An 18991-nucleotide genomic window follows, 5' to 3' on the forward strand; every position below is an offset into this window, starting at 1 on the left:
GCCTTAATTAATCTTTCACCTTCGCCATGGCGAGCACGTCCAGGCGCTTGTCCAGCTCCTCGACGCTCAGCTTGTCGCCGATGAGGCCGCGATCGATGACGGTCTGACGAATGGTCTTGCGCTCCTTGAGCGCTTCCTTCGCGACGGCGGCCGCTTCCTCGTAGCCGATGGCCGAGTTCAGCGGGGTGACGATCGACGGGGAGGACTCCGCCAGCGTCTTCAAGTGCTCCTCGTTGGCCACCAGGCCGTCCACGCACTTGTCGACGAAGAGACGAGACACGTTGGCCAGCAACGTGAACGACTCCAGCAGGTTGCGCGCCATCACCGGGATGTACACGTTGAGTTCGAAGGCGCCGGACAGTCCGCCGACGGTGATGGCGGCATCGTTGCCGATGACCTGTGCGGCCACCTGGGTCACGGCCTCCGGCAGCACCGGGTTGACCTTGCCGGGCATGATCGAGCTGCCGGGCTGCAGGTCGGGAAGCTGGATCTCGCCCAGGCCGGTCAGCGGCCCGGAGCCCATCCACCGAATGTCGTTGGCAATCTTGGTCAATGACGCGGCGATGGTCTTCAGCGCGCCCGACGCCTCGACCAGTCCGTCACGAGCGGCCTGTGCCTCGAACGAGTCGGCGGCGGTCTTCAGCTCCGAGAGGCCCGTCGACTTCTTGAGTTCCTCGACCACCTTGGCGCCGAAGCCGTCGGGGGCGTTGAGGCCGGTGCCGACTGCGGTACCGCCGATGGGCAGCTCACCGAGACGGGGGAGCGTCGCCTTCACGCGCTCCGCGCCCGCCTCGATCTGGCGGGCGTAGCCGCCGAATTCCTGGCCCAGGGTCACCGGCACCGCATCCATGAGGTGGGTGCGGCCCGACTTGACCACGGTCTTCCAGGCCTTGGCCTTGGTGGCCAGCGCCTGCTGCAGGTAATCCAGCGCGGGAATCAGGTCGCGCACAGCGGCTTCCGTCGCGGCCAGGTGAGTGGCCGTCGGGAAGGTGTCGTTGGAGGACTGCGACATGTTCACGTCGTCATTCGGGTGCACCGTCACGCCGTTGTTGGCGGCGATCGAGGCGATCACCTCGTTGGCGTTCATGTTCGAGCTGGTGCCCGAGCCGGTCTGGAACACGTCGATGGGGAACTGGTCGTCGTGCTTGCCGTCAGCGATCTCGGCGGCGGCGGCGATGATGGCGTCGGCCTTGGCCGGGTCCAGCAGACCCAGGTCCTTGTTCACCTGTGCACAGGCGCCTTTGAGGAGGCCGAGTGCACGGATCTGTGTGCGCTCCAGGCCGCGCCCCGAGATGGGGAAGTTCTCGACGGCGCGCTGAGTCTGCGCGCGCCACAGTGCTTCCACGGGTACGCGAACCTCGCCCATGGTGTCGTGTTCGATGCGGTACTGCTGTTCAGACAATGGTCTTCCTTCTCGTCGTCGATGATGGAATTAGGGGAGGGGGTGCGTGGCGTCGTCGTCGCCGGTGAAGTCGACCGCGGAGTACTCGCGGAGCTTGGTGAGGCGGTGGTACGCCTCGATCATCCGAACGGTGCCGGACTTGGAACGCATCACGATGGACTGCGTGGTGCAGCCGCCGCCGAAGTACCGGACACCCTGCAGCAGATCACCGTCGGTGACGCCGGTCGCGCAGAAGAAGACGTTCTCGCCGGACACCAGGTCCTCTGTGGTGAGGATCCGGTCCAGGTCGTACCCGGCGTCGATGGCCTTCTGGCGCTCCTCGTCGTCGCGCGGGGCGAGCTTGCCGTGGATGGCGCCGCCCATGCACCGCATGGCAGCCGCGGCGATGATGCCCTCGGGAGTACCGCCGATGCCCAGCAGCATGTCGGTGCCCGAGTTCGGGCGGGCCGTCGAGATGGCGCCGGCCACGTCGCCGTCGGAAATCAGGCGGATCCGGGCACCGGTCTCGCGCACGTTCTGGATCAGTTCGCCGTGGCGGGGCCGGTCCAGGATGCACACAGTGATATCGGACACCGAACAGTTACGCACCTTGGCGACGCGCTTGATGTTCTCCGAGACGGGCGCGGTGACGTCGATGACATCGGCGGCGTCCGGGCCGACAGCGATCTTCTCCATGTAGAAGACGGCTGAGGGGTCGAACATGGTGCCGCGCTCGGAGACCGCGAGCACCGAGATCGCGTTGGGCATGCCCTTGCTCATCAGGGTGGTTCCGTCTACCGGGTCCACGGCGAAATCGCAGTCCGGCCCGTCGCCGTTGCCGACTTCCTCGCCGTTGTAGAGCATCGGGGCGTTGTCCTTCTCGCCTTCTCCGATGACGACCACACCGCGCATGGAAACGGAGTTGACCAGCTCGCGCATGGCGTCGACGGCGGCGCCGTCGCCCTTCTCCTTTTCCCCGCGGCCGACCCATCGACCTGCGGCCATGGCACCCGCCTCGGTCACTCTGACCAGCTCTAACGCCAGGTTGCGGTCCGGGGCTTCTCTGCGCGACGGGCTCATGGGTTGTGATTGTTTCATGCGCGCCTGCAAGGATGGGGGCGTGGGAGGCGCACCAGATCCGGACCAAGATTCCGGACCCGACGATCGCATCGCCGTGCCCGCACCCCGTCCGGCCAAGCCGCGGTTGTTTCAGGACGGCCGGGACATGTTCTGGTCGATGGCTCCGCTGGTGGTCGCGTGCATCGTGCTGGCCGGACTGCTGGGGATGTGTTCCTTCACGCCGAATGGGCCGACGGTCGGTGACCCGCCCTCATATGACGCGCACGCCGCGCTGCAGGCCGATGCCCGGCAGTTCTCGTTTCCGGTCCGGGAGCCGTCGCTGCCCGCGGGCTGGCGGGCCAACTCCGGCGGGCGGGACAGCGTCGAGGGGATGCCGCTGTCCAAGGTGGGCTACCTGAGTCCGACCGGTACGTATATGGCGGTGGTGCAGAGCGGTGCCCCCGAGGAGAAGTTGGTCCCGAAGCTCAACAGTGGGCTGGTGCCCCGCGGGCCGGAGAATGTCGACGGCGTGAGCTGGGTGGCGTATGAGGGTGGCGAGGGTGCGGAGCCGCTGTGGGCCACGCGGCTGGACAACTCGGTGACCGTCGCGCTCACCGGGTCCGGAAACACCGAAGACTTCCGGACCGTCGCGCGGGCGGTACAAACCGCTAAGCCGCTGCCGCGCTAGGAGGCGCGCATCTAGGTGTTGGCGCCCCGTGCGGCCACCGCCCAGCGGCGCGGGCCGCCCGAGGTATCCACGACCAGCGTGTCGACCAGGTTCACCGCATTGCAGAGATGGTTCGGCGCGATCCGCAGACGGGTGCCGGCATCCGGTGCCTCCCCAGGAAACTCGATGGTTGCGTGATGCTCGGACAGCGCGATGATGCGCGCATCCGGTTCGCTGATTACCCGTCCGAAACCGGTCGCCCAGCCCGGCCGGTCGGCGCCCAGGATCTTGCTGCCCGCGTCCACGACGGCGGTCCGGTCGCGGGTGTGCACCACTGTGGTGACGGCACTGAGAGCGATGTCGTCGAGCGTGCAGACCTCCAACTCGAACTGCTGGGCATCGTTGAACGGGTAGACACCGGGTCGCACCTCGGTCAGCACCGTGTTGTCGGCGGCATCGACGGTGGGGGTGGAGCCGCCGCTGATCACCGACGGCTCGATCCCCTGTGCGCGAAGGCTTTCGGCGGCCGCTCCAAGCGCGTGCGATTCCTGGGCGGCGACCTCTGCGCGGTGACCCGGTGTGTAGCCGTGGCCCGGAAATGTGAAGACACCCACGACATTCAGTCCGGCAGCGCGTGCTGCTGCCGCGACATCACCGGCCTCGGCCGGCTCGACCCCGGTGCGGTGATGGCCGGAATCGACCTCGATGACGACGGTGATGGGTAGATCGGCGAGATACTCGGCCAACTGCCGGGCACCCGCGATGGAATCGACCCCGACCCGCAGTTGCGCGCGGGCGGTCACCTTCCGTATCCGGTCGGCCTTCTGCGGAGTCAGCCACAGCGGGTAAGCGATGAACAGATCGGTGAATCCCGCGTCCGCGAACACCTCGGCCTCGCCGATGGTGGCGACGGTGAGGCCAATGGCTCCGCTGTCGATCTGGCGCTGCGCTATCTCAACGCACTTGTGGCTCTTGGCATGTGGCCGCAGCTGGACCCCGGTGCCGCGAAGGCGCCCGGCCAGCCGTTCGATGTTGCGGTCCATCACCGCCAGATCGATGGCCAGGAAAGGGGTATCGATATCGTCCAGACCACAAGGTTGCGTCGCGTCAGACATGTCTCGACACTAATCGGAGTGAGGTCGCGAGCCCGAGCGGCCCGGCCGCCTACATCCTCACCGGTGACGACAATTCGAAGCAGTATCTGCGGGCCACCGCGGATTCATATGCATTGCACGCCAACCAATCCGAAGCTCCCGACGATTCTGCCTTTGCCGATACGCATTCCCTCGGCCAGCAGCGGGCGGTGAACTTCCTCTGTTACGTCTATGGCTCCGACGAGAAGACCTTCCAGTACCTCGTGGACCAAGGCTCACTCGATGGCGACCGTGCAGGGGGCTGCGCCGCCGAGTACACCCAAATGGCCGACGGGTGGGAAGCGCTACTTGCTCCTTACCTGCGCAAATAGCGTCAGGACCTTGCCGCTGCGTTTGCACGACAATTAGGACAACGGTCAATGTTGTCATTGACAAATGGCAACATTGACTGTTGTCTTACCGATAGCGCCAATGGCGGCGTGCCGGTGAGGAGAATTGTCAATGACGACAGTGCATGAGCCAGTACCGCGATCCGATGGGGTATGCCCGGCGGGGCGCACGCCCACCGCCGAGGCGGTTGAACCGGCTGCCCATTTCCCGGCGGCACCCATGATCAGGGATGCGCTTCTGGTCGGGCTGAGCTACCGGTCGGGCTGGGTCGATCGGGTGCGGGGGCACGACATCGCTCGATTCCGCACGGGGACCAGGCGATTCATCACGCTCTGCCACCCCGAGTACGTGGACCACGTACTGCACGCGGGGCGGCTCAACTACTACAAGTCATTCGAATATGAACTGCTGCGCGCCCTACCGGGTGTCAGCCTGTTCACCGATGAAGAAGAGTCGTGGCAGCGCTACCGCACCATGCTGTCCCCGATGTTCGCCAAACGGCACCTCAACGGGCTTGTCGATCTGATGATCGAACCGATTGACGAACTGCTCAATGAACTGCAGCAGCGCGAGGGGCGCATCGAGGTCGACATGGTCTCGGAGATGGTCGAACTCACGCTCAACGTGGTGGGCAATTCGTTGTTCAGCCAACAGTTCGGGCCCGTCGCCACCGGGATGTCACCCATGGTCACGGGCGGGCTGCGTTTCGGCGAACGTCTGCTACGCGTGTTCATGGTGGCCGCACCGCCGCCGATCGTGTGGCGCGGCCTGGCGCGGGTGGCGTTCACCCCGTTGCCGTTGCCGCCCCCGTTTCGGGACATCCAGCGAATCGTCACGCTGATCGACAATGCGGTGTGGCAGGTCATCAACGACCGGCGGGAGAACCCGGTTGATACGCCGGACCTGCTGAACCATCTGCTGAATGCCTCCGACGAGAAGGGAGGCATGCCGATCAAGAGAGTGCGCGACGAGGCGATCACGCTGATGCTCGCCGGGCACGAGACAACAGCCAACGCATTGTCGTGGATGTGGTACCTGCTGGCACTGAATCCGGGTGCCCGTGACCAAATGTTCGAGGAGATCGACACGGTCCTGGCGGGGCGTACCCCAACGGCCGACGATCTGCCCAATCTTCCATGGACAACAGCGGTTTTCATGGAATCGATGCGGTTCTTCTCGCCCGCGTGGGCCATCCCGCGCGTCGCGGTGCGCGACGATGTGATCGGCGGTCATCACGTGCGCAAGGGCACCACCATCATCGTGCCCGCGCATCTGATCCACCACGATCCGCGGTGGTGGCCTAACCCGGAAGAGTTCGATCCCGGCCGATTTATGCCGGGGGCGGGTAAGGACCGGCCGCGCTCGGCGTACCTGCCCTTCGGCGGTGGAAAACGCAGCTGTATCGGACAGGGGTTCGCCGTCATGGAATCGGTGCTGATCACCGCAATGCTCAGCCAGCGTTATGTTTTCGACTTGGTGCCCGGCCATCCGATTGAGCCCGAGGCCACCTTGACCTTGCGGCCGAAATTCGGCCTGCCCATGATCGCCCGGCGGCGGGAGGTTGCCCTATGAGCGGCATCGAGCCCCGGGGCGCGGTGGTCGTCGTCACCGGTGCGGGCAGCGGGATCGGTGCGGCGGTCGCCGAGCGTTTCGCACGGCTGGGTGCGGTGGTCGTCGCCAGTGATATCGACGAGGCCACCGCCAAGGACACCGCCGAGCGCTGCCGCGCTCATGGAGCGCGGGCTCACTCCTATCAGTGTGATGTCGCTGATGGTGAAGCCGTTGCCGCACTGGCGAAATCGGTGAACTCCGAGGTAGGTGATGTGGACATTCTGGTCAACAACGCCGGAGTCGGAGTCGGCGGGCCATTCCTGGACACCACCGAGGACGACTGGACATGGCTACGGTCCATCAACATCGACGGAGTGGTGCACGGCTGTCGATCGTTCGGCGCCTCGATGGCAGCCCGTCGGCGCGGACAGATCGTGAACATCGCCTCCGGAGCGGCCTATCTGCCGAACCGCAGGATGGCAACGTATTGCGCCTCAAAGGCCGCCGTGGTCGCATTTTCGCGAAGTCTGCGCGCCGACTTTTCGTCCGAACGCGTCGGCGTCTCGGTGATCTGCCCCGGTGTGATCAACACCCCGATCCTCTACAACACCCGACTGCGCGGCACGGCAATCTCTGAAAAAGATCGGCTCTCGCGGGTATTCAGTATCAGCCACTCGCCCAACGCGGTTGCCAAGGCCGTCACCACGGCGGCCGCGCGAGACCGCGCCATGGTGTCGGTCGGCTTCGAAACGCAACTGGGCTATCACGCGCTGCGCCTGATGCCGGTGCTCAACGGATTGGTGGCACGGCTATGAGCACCACGACTGAACAGGTGCGTAAACGCGCGCAGCGCAATACGAAGGTGGCCATGATCGGCGCCGTGCGGACCCGTGTCCTGGACGTCGACGGCAGCGGTCCCACGATCCTGCTGATCCATGGATTCACCGAATCGGCCGACGGCTGGCGGTCGGTGCTCGACATGCTCGGTGAGCAAGGCCACCGCTGCGTGGCGGTCGATCTGCCGCACTTCGGGCGCGCGGCGCGGCCGGTGACGACTGGATATCTATCTGCTGTCGACGATTTCATCGCGGCCGCGGTGCGTCAGTTTGATCGCGGGGATGGCGTTGTGCTCGTGGGTAATTCGGTCGGCGGACTGGCGGTGTTGCGTGCAGCCCAGCGCGCGGATCTGCCGCTGGTCGCCGCGGTGGCCATCGGTCCCGCCGGGCTACACACGACGTGGTGGATGCGACTGGTGCGGCGGGTGCGGCCGGCCACCGACTGGATACTTGGCTTGCCTATTCGGCCGGTTTTCCGGGGCACCGTCACAGCGCCGGCGTTGATCAGTGCGGGGTTCGCGCGTGCGGTGGCCGCGGGCCGTCTGACCCCGGAAGCCAAAGCGCAGTACGCCTCGCATTGGGGGCCCGGGGATCTGCGCCGCCAGCTGATGCTCGGCGGTGAAACCATCGTCGAACTGAGCCGTCCCGATGCCCTGGCGAATGCGCGGTTCGCGGCGCCCGTCACCGCGATATGGGGAAGCAAAGACTGGGTATGCCCGCCGCGAGGCGCAAAAGCCTTGCGTGACAGGCATCCCGATGCGATGCTCCAGTTCATCGACGGTTCAGGGCACTGCCCTCAGTACGACCAGCCGGTGCGAGTTGCCGAGATCATTCGTGCCGCGATTGCTGACGCGGTCAGCAGCCGCGCCGTACCAACCACCCTTCAGGAGAAACTCTCGTGACGACTATTGACAGCCCGGCCCACACCGCACTGCCCACCGGAGGCGGATTGCACAGCGACGTGATAGTCATCGGCGCCGGTTTCGCCGGCATCGGATTCGCGATCAAGTTCAAAGAGGCAGGGTTTCACGATTTCGTCATCCTGGACGAGGCCGACGGGCCGGGTGGCACCTGGCACTGGAACACCTATCCGGGCATCGCAGTGGACATCCCGTCATTCAGCTATCAGTTCTCGTTCGAGAAGCGCCGTGACTGGTCACGCTCGTATGCGCCCGGGCAGGAGCTGAAACGCTACGCCGAGCAATGTGTGGCCAAATATGGCTTGGCCCAACATATCCAGTTCGGTACCAGTGTGCTGTCCGCCAGCTGGGATGGCGCTGCCAACCTCTGGCGCGTCGCCACCGCCGACGGTGCCGAACGCACCTGCCGCTATGTCGTCAGTGCGTCCGGCGTCCTGACCCGGCCCAACAACCCCGATATCCCCGGGGTCGAGGCGTTCGCCGGCATCAAGATGCACACCGCGCGCTGGGACCATGACCAGGATCTGCGCGGTAAACGCGTCGGGATCATCGGGACCGGAGCCTCTGCGGTGCAGATCATTCCGTCCATTGCCGGGGAGGTGGAACACCTCACGGTGTTTCAGCGCACTCCCATCTGGTGCATGCCCAAACCCGACTTCGCCTTGTCCGCGCCATTCCGTTGGGCGCTGCGTCGCGTCCCGGGGGCGCAACAGGCAACGCGGCTCGCGAGCCAGGCGTTTGTCGAGGCGACGTTCCCCATTCCCGCGCACTACGACCGGATTCTGCGGATCAGACCGCTCGCCGAGAAGCTGGGCCGCACCTATCTGCGGTCACAGGTGCGTGATCCGGAGGTTCGCGCCAAGCTCACTCCGCAATATGGGCTGGGGTGCAAGCGGCCCAGCTTCCACAACGGCTACCTGGCCACCTTCAACCGCCCCAATGTCCTGCTGGAGACGGCATCGATCACGGAGATCGGCGCTGATGCTGTGCACACCTCCGACGGAGCCCAGCATCGGCTCGACGTCCTGATCCTGGCGACGGGTTTCAAGGTGATGGATCCCGAAAACATGCCCACCTACGAGCTGCGCGGTGTCGGCGGCCTCAGCCTGCGGGAGAAGTGGTCGAACGAGCGTCTGCAGGCCTACGAAGGTGTGTCGGTACCCCAATTTCCCAATCACTTCAACATCTTCGGCCCGTACGGGTACAACGGGTCGTCCTACTTCGCGCTCATCGAAGCGCAGACCGCACACATCATTCGGGTCCTCTCCCATGCCCGCAAGGTAGGCGCCGAGCGTGTCGAGGTGACCCAGGAAGCCAACGATCGCTTCTTCCAGGAGATGCTGAGCAGACGGCATAACCAGATCTTCTGGCAAGACAGCTGTGCCAGCGCCAACAGCTACTACTTCGACAAGAACGGCGATGTGCCGTTGCGCCCGACCACCACGCTGGAGTCGGCCATCCGCAGTCGGCGATTCAACCTGGATGACTACTCGTTCCGCGGGCGAGCACGCACATCGGCCGAGTCGTCAGCGCGGCGCGCGCACAGCACTCCCGCGGCGAATGCGAACATAGCCACCTAACAACCGCATCCCACCGACAAGGTCCACCATGCCGACACGACGCCCCGCCGCGCCTCCGCGTAGTGACGCGGGACCGGTCACGCCGATCACGTCGATACTCGCCGGGCTGCGCCGCGCCCCGCGGCAGATCCGGCGGCAGTCGCGGGATGCCGTGAAAGCTGTTGTCGAACAGCTATTTACAACTATTGCTCAGTCTCCGGTCGACCAGTCGGCGGTTGGTGCGCTCTCGCCGCAGGAGTACCGCATCGATGACTTGGCGCGCGCCGCCGGAACGGCTATCCGCAATGTTCGCGTGTATCGCGACAGGGGGTTACTGCCTGCTCCGGTACGAGTAGGGCGGTTGGCCCTGTACAACGAATCGCACCTGGCGCGGCTGCGGCTCATCACGTCCATGCTCGATCGCGGATACAATCTGGCCCACGTGCAGGAGATGCTGACCGCCTGGGAGGAGGGCAAGGACCTCGGCGACATCCTCGGCATCGAGACCGCACTCGTCGGTACCTGGGCCGACGAGCGACCCAGCACGATGTCGCGGGCGGAGGCCGAGCAGCTGGTGGATGACCCGGCGGCACGTAAGCGCCTGGCGGCGCTGGGCCTGATCCGCATCACCGGTGACACGGCCAACATCACCCGGCCGAAACTCATCGACGCTTTCAACGACATCCGCCAGTACGGGATGGGGCTGGACCAGCAGATCGACGTGTACGAAAAGGTACTGCCACATATCGAGGAGATCAGCCGCATCCTGGTGGAGTCGGGAGCGCAGATGGTGACGGCGCGCCTCGAATCCGGCGGGAAACAACTCGACGACGCACAGATCCGCGAATTGCTCACGCTGCTAGTCAAACTGCGCACATACTCCGTCAGTTCGGTTCATGACACGCTGGCCGTGTCGATCGAAGCGACGATCGAATCGATGTTCTCCGAACTCCTCGCCGGCCTGGTCACTCCCGCATCCGCGTCGGACACGGCCTAAGGCTCGCGGACGCCTACTCGGAGTCCAGCGCGTCCTCGATGCGCTTGCGTGCGCCCGCCAGGTGCTCCTCGCAGCGTTTGGCCAGTGCCTCACCACGTTCCCAGAGCGCCAGCGAGGTGTCCAGATCCAGGCCGCCCTGTTCGAGCTGCTGCACGACCTCGATGAGCTCGGCGCGCGCCTGCTCGTAACCGAGTTCGGCGGGATTGGTCATGACGATTCTCCTGTCACGGTTGCGGTCACGGCACCATCGGAAACGCGCACGCGCAGCGATGCCCCTGCGGGTGCATCGGTCACCGTCCGCAGCACCTCCACCGTGCCATCGTCGCGCACCCGTTGCACCACCGAGTAGCCGCGGGCCAGGGTAGCGGCCGGTCCCAGCGTGGCCAGCTGCGCCGATAAGTGGCCCACCCGTTGCGATTCGGATTCCACCAGCCGCTTCATATCGCGGCGCAATGCCGTTCGCGCGACGGCGATTTCGTCCTGGCGCACGGTGACCATCCGGAGCGGATCGGCCAGCACCGGCCGGCTGCGTACCTGATCCAGCCCGCGCTGCTCGCGCTGCACCCAGTTGCGCAATGCCTGAGCCGAACGGCGCCGCAGGTCCAGAATCAACGCCTGCTCGGCCGCCGCGTCGGGTACCAGTTTCTTGGCCGCATCCGTGGGTGTGGCCGCGCGCAGGTCCGCCACCAGATCGGAGAGCGGGTTGTCCGGCTCATGCCCGACGGCGCTGACCACCGGGGTGCGGCACGCCGAAATCGCGCGGCACAGAGTCTCGTCGGAGAACGGCAGCAGATCCTCCACGCTGCCACCGCCGCGGGCCAGCACGATCACGTCCACCGCGGGGTCGGCGTCCAGTGCTTGCAGCGCGGCCACGATCTCGGCGACCGCGTGTGGGCCCTGCACGGGGGTGTTGCGCACCGTAAATTGCACTGCGGGCCAACGTGACAAGGCCACCGAGGTCACATCGTGCTCAGCGGCGCTGGCCCGGCCCGTGATCAGGCCGATGCGGGACGGCAGGAACGGGACCGGGCGCTTGAGTCGCGCGTCGAACAGCCCCTCGGCGGCCAGCAGCTGACGCAGCCGCTCGATCCGGGCCAGCAGCTCGCCGATACCTACCGCACGGATCTCGCTGAGCCGCAAAGAAAATGAGCCGCGCACCGTGTAGAAGGTTGGTTTACCGCACACCACCACCTGGGTGCCTTCGGTCAGCTTCACCGGGGCGTTGCGCACCATGTCGGGCGGGCAGGTCACGGTCAGCGACATGTCGGCGGCCGGGTCGCGCAGCACCATGAACACGGTCTTGCTGCCGGGCCGCACATCGATCTGCGTCAGCTGACCTTCCACCCACACCTGGCCCAGGCGGTCGATCCACTTGGCCACCCGGGTGGCAACGGCCCGGACCGGCCACGGGTTCTCGGGGCTTGTCCCCGGATCAGCCACGGGCAGCGGCGCGGGTGATCCTGTTCGCGAGCAAGGTCTGATACGGCGCGCGTGCCTTGTGAGCGTCTTCGTAGGTCAGCAGTTCTTCGAGCTCGCTCACGGACAGCGACTGCAACCGCGCCCGCAGCTGCGCCAGCGTCAGGTCGTGATAGCCGAGCTCGACGACGACATCGGGAGCATTCGGGTCCGCCGCCTCGGACGGTGCCGCCGGGGCTGCCTTTTTGGCCGGGGCCTTCTTGGCGGCAGCCTTCTTCGCGGGCGCCTTACGCGGTGCGGCCTTCGCGGCTACCGGCGCGGCCTCGGGGGCCGGTGCGGTTGCCTCGGGTTCGGAATCCGACGGCGCTGCGGGTTCGGAGGAGTACAGCGCAAACCGGCCCTGGGTCATCCGCTCGGCCGCGTCCTCGTAGACGGCGTTGGCCTGCGTCTCGTCGGGTTCGGGTGCATCGAGCTCGTCGATGTCCTCGTCGAAGGTCGCCCACTCCGGCTGCTCCTCGGTGGGCGGAAAGATGTTTTCCCAGGTCTCGTCGCCCTTGATGGCCAATTCCGTGACGGTCTGCTGGAACCGCATGAAGTTCTGCACGGTCTGGCTGGCGGCCGTCATGGGATAGGTCAGCACCGCCTGCGGCAGCTTGCGGGTCTCTTCAAGAACGGTGGCGGCGACCCCAAGAAGCAACCGGACGCCGAACGGAGGACGAATCATAGGTCCAAGCTTGCCTTACGTCGGTCGTGCAGCGAAAGGCTGGGCCGTAAGCTGGTGACTATGGCTGCAGTCGATATGGGCACTCCGGGGATGGTGAGCACCGTCGTCGGCCCGGCGACGAGCAAGCGCGTGCTGCTGGCTGAGCCGCGCGGCTACTGCGCTGGGGTCGATCGTGCGGTGGAGACCGTCGAGCGGGCGCTGGAGAAGCACGGCGCCCCCGTCTACGTGCGGCACGAGATCGTGCACAACCGATATGTGGTGGACACGCTGGCCAAGGCGGGTGCGATCTTCGTCGATGAGACCGATGAGGTGCCCGAGGGCGCGATCGTCGTGTTCTCTGCGCACGGTGTCGCGCCGACCGTCCACCAGGACGCCGCCGCGCGCAATCTGAAGACCATCGATGCCACCTGCCCGCTGGTCACCAAGGTGCATCAGGAGGCCAAGCGGTTCGCCCGCGACGACTTCGACATCCTGCTGATCGGTCACGAGGGCCATGAGGAAGTCATCGGCACAGCCGGTGAGGCCCCCGATCACGTGCAGCTGGTCGACGGCCCCAGCTCGGTGGACAACGTCACCGTGCGTGACGAGAACAAGGTCATCTGGCTGTCCCAGACGACGCTGAGCGTCGACGAGACCATGGAGACGGTCCAGCGCCTGCGCGAGCGTTTCCCGACGCTGCAGGACCCGCCCAGCGATGACATCTGCTACGCCACGCAGAACCGCCAGGTGGCGGTGAAGGCGATGGCTCCCGAATGTGAACTGGTGATTGTCGTCGGCTCGCGCAACTCGTCGAACTCGGTGCGGTTGGTTGAGGTCGCGCTCGGCGCGGGCTCCAACGCTTCCTACCTGGTTGATTACGCCGAGGACATCGACCCGGCCTGGCTTGAGGGTGTGACGACGGTTGGCGTCACCTCGGGTGCTTCGGTGCCGGAGGTGCTGGTGCGCGGGGTCTTGGAACGGCTCGCGGAGCACGGATACGGCCAGGTGCAGCCGGTCACCACCGCCAACGAGACGCTGGTGTTCGCGCTGCCGCGCGAGCTGCGGGCCTCGCGGCGCTAGGTTCCCGCTAGCGGTCGTAGTCCCAGGCGTCGTCGTATCGCTCTGGACGGCGCCGTGGGGCCGGTGGACGCTCATCTCTGTACCTGACCGCGGGGCGGTGCGGCTCACGCGTGGGTTCTGCGCGGGGCTCCCGGTAGCGGGGCCGCGGTTCATACCCGTAGTCGTCGTATTCGTCGCGGGCCCGACGCGCGGGACGGCGTTCGGTCCGCATCGGGCGCTCGTCTTCCCACGGGGTGCCGACCGCCGATGCCCGCCGCGAGACGGGTTCGGAATCGTGGGCGGGGCGGCGGCGCGTGCCGGACTCGTGCCGTCCGTGGCGTGTCCGCGCGGCGGCCTCGTCGGGGCGGGGACGGCGGGTTCGCGTAGTTGTTCCCGCGCTCCTGCCCGTGGTGTCGGCCTCGGCATCGACCAGCGCCTGTACCCGGGTCCGTGACGACGTCCTCGGCTTGGCGGCCTTGGTGGTCTTCGCGGCCTTGGGCTTGGCCGTCTTTTCTTTGGCGGGCTTACTGGTGAACATTCCCCAGTACCAGCGCACCACTCCGATGATCAGCACGCCCAACGCGGTGCTGATCATCAGCGGGAAGCGTTCGATCAGTGGGTACCCGGTGGTGATGGCCATGTTCCTGATGCCATCGGCCGGTCCCTTCGACATGATCATGTAGGCCATCGGGATGCTCGCGAACAGGATCAGCGGCGGCTGCACGATGGCGGTGAAGATCGATGAATACCGCACCGCGAAAACCGCCAGGACGCATCCCGCCGCGTAGCAGCCGGCGAACGCGCCGGTCAGCTTCTCACCATTGGCCATCGCGTCAATTGCGAAACCGAGCGCGGTGCCAGCGACCGCGATCAGGATTGCGCCCCACCACGGCACACCCGGGATATCGGGATGCGCCGACCGGTGATCGGCTTCCACCGATGAGCGGGCGCGTTGACCTGTCACATGTTGAAAGGTACCGGTGCCGAGCCGGATGTTCGGTAACGGTGCCCGTCAGCGTGCTTGTGTCAGCAGCATCGCGCCGACGGATTGGCGTCCGCATCGGCGTACCGCGTGCGCCAAAATTCGGCCTCGGTGGGCACCGGAGCGCCCGGATGGCGGCGCCGTAGGTGCTCGACATACCGCTGGTAGTCGTGGTCGCCCATGACGGAGGTGAACCACCACACCAGCCCCTTGATCAGCTTCATGTCCGGGTCCCGGCGAGTTCACGTGCTGCCCACTGCTTCTCGACTTCATTCTCCACATCGGTGGGCAGGAAGCCGCTGGGTGCGAAAAGCCGGGACGGAACATCGTCGTCCTCGGTGGTCGGCAGACCTCCGGCCCGCACCGCGCGCAGACACGTCCAGGCGGCGGCCGCGACAACCACCAACACCAACGAGGCGAAGACAATCGACAGCGTTCCCTGCACAAACGTGTTTCGGATCACGGCGTCGATGGCCTCGGGCGTCTTGGCGGTCTTGAACGTCGTCAGACCCGCGTCGCGGGCGTCCGCGTACAGCTGGTGCTGCTTCCAGTAGCCCACCGCGGGATCCGACGAGAAGATCTTCTGCCAGGACGCGGTCATGGTGACAATCAGGTCCCAGGCCAGGGGGACAGCGGGAATCCAGGCCCACTTGTAGAGCCGCTGTTTGACGACGACCGTCAGCACCACCGTCAGGGCGATCGCCGCCAGCAGCTGGTTGGCGATGCCGAACAACGGGAACAGGGTGTTGATACCGCCGAGCGGGTCCGTGACGCCCATGAGCAGGATCGAGCCCCAGCCGCCGACGACGACCGCCGAGCAGATCCACGCCCCGGGCCGCCAGGAGGCGTCCTTGAAGCGGCGCAGCGGGCCGCCCAGGTTCCCCAGGGAATCCGACAGCATGAACCGGGCAACTCGGGTGCCTGCGTCGACGGTGGTGAGGATGAACAGCGCCTCGAACATGATCGCGAAGTGGTACCAGAACGCCTTGAACCCGCTGCCGCCGAATACATCCGACATGACGTGCGAGATCCCGATGGCCAGGGTAGGGGCGCCGCCGGTGCGCGAGACGATCGAGGTCTCGCCGATGTCCTTGGCGGTTTGGGTCAGCTGAGCACCGGTGATGTCGGGCCCGCCGATCGGCAATGCGTTGACGTAGGCGGCCGCGGTTTCGGCGGTGCCGCCCGTGGCCGCGGTGGGTGCGTTGATCGCAAAGTACAAGTGCTGGTTGAGGATCGCCGCGGTGACCAGTGCCATGACGGCCACGAAGGACTCGGTGAGCATGCCGCCGTATCCGATGAAGCGGGCCTGGCTCTCTTTCTCCAGCAGTTTGGGTGTGGTCCCCGAGGCGATCAGCGAATGAAAGCCCGAGAGCGCCCCGCAGGCGATGGTGATGAACAGGAACGGGAACAGCGATCCGGCGAAGGCCGGGCCCGAGGTGTTGAAGGCGAACTCGCTGACCGCCGGCAGTTGCGCCACCGGCCGGGCGATCAGGATGCCCAGGGCCAGCATCGCGATGGTCCCGACCTTCATGAAGGTCGACAGGTAGTCGCGGGGCGCGAGCAGCAGCCACACCGGCAGCACCGAGGCGGCGAACCCGTAGAACATCATCAGCCAGGCGATGGTGGTTTTGTCGAGGCTGAACAGTGTTTCGCCCCAGCCCGATTCGGCAACCCAGCGGCCGGAGATGATCGCGGCGAGCAGCAGCGCGACACCGATGACGGTCACCTCACTGACCTTGCCGGGTCGCAGGTAACGCAGATACACGCCCATGAACAGCGCGATGGGGATGGTCATCGCGATGGAGAACACGCCCCAGGGGCTTTCGCCGAGGGCGTTGACGACGACCAGGCCCAGCACCGCGATCAGGATGATCATGATGACGAAGATGGCCACCATCGCGGCGACACCGCCGACGGTGCCCATCTCGTCGCGGGCCATCTGGCCCAGACTGCGGCCGCCGCGCCGGGTCGAGATCACCAGCACCAGGTAGTCCTGGACCGCCCCGGCTAGCACGACGCCGACGACAATCCAGATGATTCCGGGCAGGTACCCCATTTGCGCGGCCAGCACCGGGCCGACCAGCGGGCCTGCTCCGGCGATGGCGGCGAAGTGGTGACCGAACAGCACCCGCCGGTCGGTGGGGACGAAGTCCTTGCCGTTGTCGAGCGTCTCGGCCGGGGTGGCGCGGTCATCACGCGGTCTGACGAGCTTGCGTTCAATCAGCTTGGCGTAGAACCGGTAGGCGATGAGGTAGGTGCAGATCGCGGCGACGACAAACCACACCGCGTTGACGTGTTCCCCGCGCAGCAGCGCGATCATCGTCCAGGCGAAGGCTCCCAGTAATGCCACCAACACCAGCACCACACGCGACGTGGGTGAGGGTGCCCGATTGTCGATGACGCCGACGGGTGGAAGGTCGGGGTCGGTCCGCAGCAGTTCGACGCCGGGTGGGGGAGTCAGGTCCTGGGGCTCTGCGGCGGTGGCCATGCGCGTTACCTTAGGTCCCCGCTGTGGCGCCCTGTTGTACATCGAGTGTCTGTTCAAGTTCAGGGATAGATCGGGGCCATCCCTGATGTCTTTCGCGGTCTTTGGTTCATAGCGTTGGGTATGACCAAAACAGCGTTGTTTACAAAGGCTTTGGGTGCCTTCGTGGTGTTCCCGATTGCGGCGGTGGCACTGGCGGACGTCGCGCAGGCACGCCCGAAGGACTATGGCGACCCCGAGACTGTGATCAGTTCCCTTGAAGAACAAGGAAATTACGTCATGCTGAACCGAACGGGTACGTGGCCATTGGAGGACTGCGTGGTAACTGGGGTGCGGCAGGGCACCTCGGTGTACCGGGAAGAGCATCCTGTCGGCGCCCACCGCAAGTCGGTTCAGAAGGTGCTGGACCACGGAACCTACTACGTGGACCTGGCATGCTGAGCCGCGAAGACCAGGGAAAGATCAGGGGCTTCCCTGATGCGCCTGGACGTTTCGGCCGCCTACGGTGAACTTATGACTACTGCACTGCGACGGCCCCGCGCGGGGAAGATGATCGGCGGGGTGTGCGCGGCAATCGCGCAGCGCTTCGGATGGGATGTCACGATCGTCCGGGTGCTCACGGTCGCGTCGATCCTGCTTCCCGGGCCGCAGGTGCTGGCCTACCTGGTGTTGTGGGCTCTTATTCCGCGGGAGCAATAGCTCGGCGGCGGGCGTTAAGTTAATTTCTCGTAACCACCGGGTGTATAGATCTCGGCACGGGGGCAAATCATGAGCTAGTGTGCGGGGCATGCGGTCATACGATTACCCCCTAAGGGTTATCGCATTAGCCGTTGTCGTGGGTGTGGTGTGCTTCGTCGGAGTGAATCCCGGAAGTGTCATGGGCCAGGCAACGGCGATGACGCACGCCGTCGACCCGGACGGTGCGAGTGCGGCGCCGGCGGATGCCCCTCAGGTCGATGCCTTCGCGCAGGTGGTGCAGATCGCCAAGATGTGCCGCGGGGTTCTCGCGGGGGCGATGCTGCTGGTGCTGGGGTTCGTGGTGCGCTACGTGCTGCTCACCGCGACTCGGGGATCGCCTGTGCTGCAACGGATTACCGGACAATCGGGCCGGATGGTGTTGCTCAAAGGCTGTGTAAATCGGTGCTGACGGGGTCGGTTAACCCGACCCCATATCAGTCATGCCGCGATAGCGCGGTTCTACACAGGAGCATCCATGATTTCTCGTTTTGCGGTATCCACGCTGGCGGTAGCAGCGACACTTCTCACCGCGCCGACGGCGCAGGCCGGTCCCGACGGCGACCCTGCTGCCGACGTCATCGCCGACTTGGAGGCCCGCGGGAACGTCGTCGTGATCAACCGCGTGGGCAGTGGTCCCATGGCGGACTGCAAGGCGACCGCCGTGCGGCCCGGCAGGTTATTGGCGCCGGGGGCGTCGATCAATGCGCCGGGGACTAGCTGGGGTGGATCGATCCTGTCGACTCATCGCGTGATGCACGTCGACATCACGTGCTGAGGAAATCCCGCAGCACGATCGCGTGATTGTGCTCCGGGTCCTTGGCGGCGTAGAGCAGCGTGACGGTGCCGTGTTCGCGTTCAAGCTCGTGGGCGGTGTCCACTGCCGGGTTGGTAGCCAGCTCGGTGCGGTACTCGTCGGCGTAGGTGCTCCACTCTTCAGCGGGGGCGTGGTGCCAGCGGACCCGCAGGTCGGGGCTTGGGGCGATGTCCTTGAACCAGAGGTCGACCTGCGCGGCAGCCTTGCTCACGCCGCGCGGCCACAGCCGGTCGACCAGCACGCGATAACCGTCCGAGGGGTCGGGAGTCTCGTAGATCCGCTTGGTGGAAAAGGTCACCTGAGCATTCTTATCTACCGGGGTCCGTAGACTCACCATCTC

Annotated in this window: 22 protein-coding genes; 12 read left to right on the plus strand and 10 right to left on the minus strand. The window is 65.8% G+C overall.

Translation table 11 applies throughout. From position 1 onward, the window contains the following. Positions 1-7: 7 nt before the first annotated feature. Both RHO23_RS02045 and glpX read right to left on the minus strand, forming a co-directional pair. The gene (locus tag RHO23_RS02045; protein ID WP_030094698.1) at positions 8-1402 is read right to left on the minus strand and encodes a class II fumarate hydratase; all 1395 of its coding nucleotides are present in this window, start codon (positions 1400-1402) and stop codon (positions 8-10) included. Between the two features lie 30 nt (positions 1403-1432). After that, positions 1433-2461, minus strand: a complete 1029-nt coding sequence (gene glpX, locus RHO23_RS02050) for a class II fructose-bisphosphatase (protein WP_064408020.1) — start codon at positions 2459-2461, stop codon at positions 1433-1435. A 94-nt stretch (positions 2462-2555) separates the two neighbouring features. On the opposite strand from glpX, the gene RHO23_RS02055 reads away from it, so the two are divergent. After that, positions 2556-3128 carry a DUF4245 domain-containing protein gene (locus RHO23_RS02055; RefSeq protein ID WP_064410183.1) on the plus strand — a complete coding sequence of 191 codons (573 nt, stop codon included), beginning with the start codon at positions 2556-2558 and terminating at the stop codon, positions 3126-3128. Positions 3129-3139: 11 nt separating this feature from the next. On the opposite strand, the gene RHO23_RS02060 is transcribed toward RHO23_RS02055, so the two are convergent. After that, positions 3140-4222, minus strand: a complete 1083-nt coding sequence (locus RHO23_RS02060; protein ID WP_423488612.1) for a D-TA family PLP-dependent enzyme — start codon at positions 4220-4222, stop codon at positions 3140-3142. Between the two features lie 53 nt (positions 4223-4275). On the opposite strand from RHO23_RS02060, the gene RHO23_RS02065 reads away from it, so the two are divergent. The 6 genes from RHO23_RS02065 (at position 4276) to RHO23_RS02090 (ending at position 10454) form a co-directional block, all read left to right on the plus strand. Next, positions 4276-4572, plus strand: coding sequence for a DUF4344 domain-containing metallopeptidase (locus RHO23_RS02065; RefSeq protein WP_423489149.1), 297 nt, complete (start codon positions 4276-4278; stop codon positions 4570-4572). A gap of 238 nt (positions 4573-4810) precedes the next feature. Then, entirely contained in the window at positions 4811-6163 is a 1353-nt protein-coding gene (locus RHO23_RS02070) for a cytochrome P450 (RefSeq protein WP_423489150.1), read from the plus strand. After that, a complete protein-coding gene (locus RHO23_RS02075) occupies positions 6160-6957 on the plus strand; it encodes an SDR family NAD(P)-dependent oxidoreductase (protein ID WP_423488613.1) in 798 nt (265 codons plus the stop codon). The genes RHO23_RS02070 and RHO23_RS02075 overlap by 4 nt, the downstream gene beginning before the upstream one ends. Beyond that, positions 6954-7880, plus strand: a complete 927-nt coding sequence (locus RHO23_RS02080) for an alpha/beta fold hydrolase (protein ID WP_423488614.1) — start codon at positions 6954-6956, stop codon at positions 7878-7880. Before RHO23_RS02075 ends, RHO23_RS02080 begins: the two co-directional genes overlap by 4 nt. 5 nt (positions 7881-7885) lie before the next feature. Next, positions 7886-9478, plus strand: coding sequence for a flavin-containing monooxygenase (locus RHO23_RS02085; protein WP_423489151.1), 1593 nt, complete (start codon positions 7886-7888; stop codon positions 9476-9478). A gap of 28 nt (positions 9479-9506) precedes the next feature. Continuing rightward, on the plus strand, positions 9507-10454 hold the full coding sequence (locus RHO23_RS02090; protein WP_423488615.1) for a MerR family transcriptional regulator: 948 nt from the start codon (positions 9507-9509) through the stop codon (positions 10452-10454). 13 nt (positions 10455-10467) lie between these two features. On the opposite strand, the gene RHO23_RS02095 is transcribed toward RHO23_RS02090, so the two are convergent. Genes RHO23_RS02095 through RHO23_RS02105 form a run of 3 tightly spaced genes read right to left on the minus strand, consistent with a single transcriptional unit; the run spans position 10468 to position 12594 of the window. After that, on the minus strand, positions 10468-10665 hold the full coding sequence (locus tag RHO23_RS02095; RefSeq protein WP_057969296.1) for an exodeoxyribonuclease VII small subunit: 198 nt from the start codon (positions 10663-10665) through the stop codon (positions 10468-10470). Continuing rightward, on the minus strand, positions 10662-11894 hold the full coding sequence (xseA, locus tag RHO23_RS02100; protein ID WP_057963839.1) for an exodeoxyribonuclease VII large subunit: 1233 nt from the start codon (positions 11892-11894) through the stop codon (positions 10662-10664). Before xseA ends, RHO23_RS02095 begins: the two co-directional genes overlap by 4 nt. Continuing rightward, positions 11887-12594, minus strand: a complete 708-nt coding sequence (locus RHO23_RS02105) for a lipid droplet-associated protein (protein WP_070942723.1) — start codon at positions 12592-12594, stop codon at positions 11887-11889. Before RHO23_RS02105 ends, xseA begins: the two co-directional genes overlap by 8 nt. Positions 12595-12654: 60 nt before the next feature. On the opposite strand from RHO23_RS02105, the gene RHO23_RS02110 reads away from it, so the two are divergent. Next, on the plus strand, positions 12655-13653 hold the full coding sequence (locus RHO23_RS02110; RefSeq protein ID WP_101312683.1) for a 4-hydroxy-3-methylbut-2-enyl diphosphate reductase: 999 nt from the start codon (positions 12655-12657) through the stop codon (positions 13651-13653). Positions 13654-13660: 7 nt separating this feature from the next. Here the strand turns inward: RHO23_RS02110 and RHO23_RS02115 are convergent, their stop codons facing one another. The 3 genes from RHO23_RS02115 to RHO23_RS02125 all read right to left on the minus strand — a co-directional run bounded on the left by RHO23_RS02115 (position 13661) and on the right by RHO23_RS02125 (position 17102). Further along, positions 13661-14596: a DUF6542 domain-containing protein gene (locus RHO23_RS02115; protein WP_423488616.1), complete on the minus strand. Its 936-nt coding sequence runs from the start codon at positions 14594-14596 to the stop codon at positions 13661-13663. Between the two features lie 62 nt (positions 14597-14658). After that, complete coding sequence (locus RHO23_RS02120; protein WP_418039533.1) at positions 14659-14838, minus strand: YbdD/YjiX family protein; 180 nt, start codon at positions 14836-14838, stop codon at positions 14659-14661. Further along, positions 14835-17102: a carbon starvation CstA family protein gene (locus RHO23_RS02125; protein ID WP_423488617.1), complete on the minus strand. Its 2268-nt coding sequence runs from the start codon at positions 17100-17102 to the stop codon at positions 14835-14837. Before RHO23_RS02125 ends, RHO23_RS02120 begins: the two co-directional genes overlap by 4 nt. 120 nt (positions 17103-17222) lie before the next feature. Here RHO23_RS02125 and RHO23_RS02130 point away from each other — a divergent pair, with 120 nt between their 5' ends. The 4 genes from RHO23_RS02130 (at position 17223) to RHO23_RS02145 (ending at position 18612) form a co-directional block, all read left to right on the plus strand. Further along, the gene (locus RHO23_RS02130; RefSeq protein WP_423488618.1) at positions 17223-17540 is read left to right on the plus strand and encodes a hypothetical protein; all 318 of its coding nucleotides are present in this window, start codon (positions 17223-17225) and stop codon (positions 17538-17540) included. A 36-nt stretch (positions 17541-17576) separates the two neighbouring features. Continuing rightward, positions 17577-17798: a PspC domain-containing protein gene (locus tag RHO23_RS02135; RefSeq protein ID WP_030094710.1), complete on the plus strand. Its 222-nt coding sequence runs from the start codon at positions 17577-17579 to the stop codon at positions 17796-17798. An 88-nt stretch (positions 17799-17886) separates the two neighbouring features. Continuing rightward, positions 17887-18246 carry a hypothetical protein gene (locus RHO23_RS02140; protein WP_070942718.1) on the plus strand — a complete coding sequence of 120 codons (360 nt, stop codon included), beginning with the start codon at positions 17887-17889 and terminating at the stop codon, positions 18244-18246. Positions 18247-18312: 66 nt separating this feature from the next. Continuing rightward, complete coding sequence (locus RHO23_RS02145; RefSeq protein ID WP_064408033.1) at positions 18313-18612, plus strand: hypothetical protein; 300 nt, start codon at positions 18313-18315, stop codon at positions 18610-18612. On the opposite strand, the gene RHO23_RS02150 is transcribed toward RHO23_RS02145, so the two are convergent. Further along, positions 18602-18988 (minus strand): DUF488 domain-containing protein, encoded by a 387-nt coding sequence (locus RHO23_RS02150; protein WP_423488619.1) that lies wholly within the window; start codon positions 18986-18988, stop codon positions 18602-18604. The genes RHO23_RS02145 and RHO23_RS02150 overlap by 11 nt on opposite strands. Between the last annotated feature and the right edge of the window lie 3 nt (positions 18989-18991).

Source organism: Mycobacteroides sp. PCS013 (genome assembly GCF_049532645.1).
Lineage (GTDB): Bacteria > Actinomycetota > Actinomycetes > Mycobacteriales > Mycobacteriaceae > Mycobacterium > Mycobacterium gwanakae.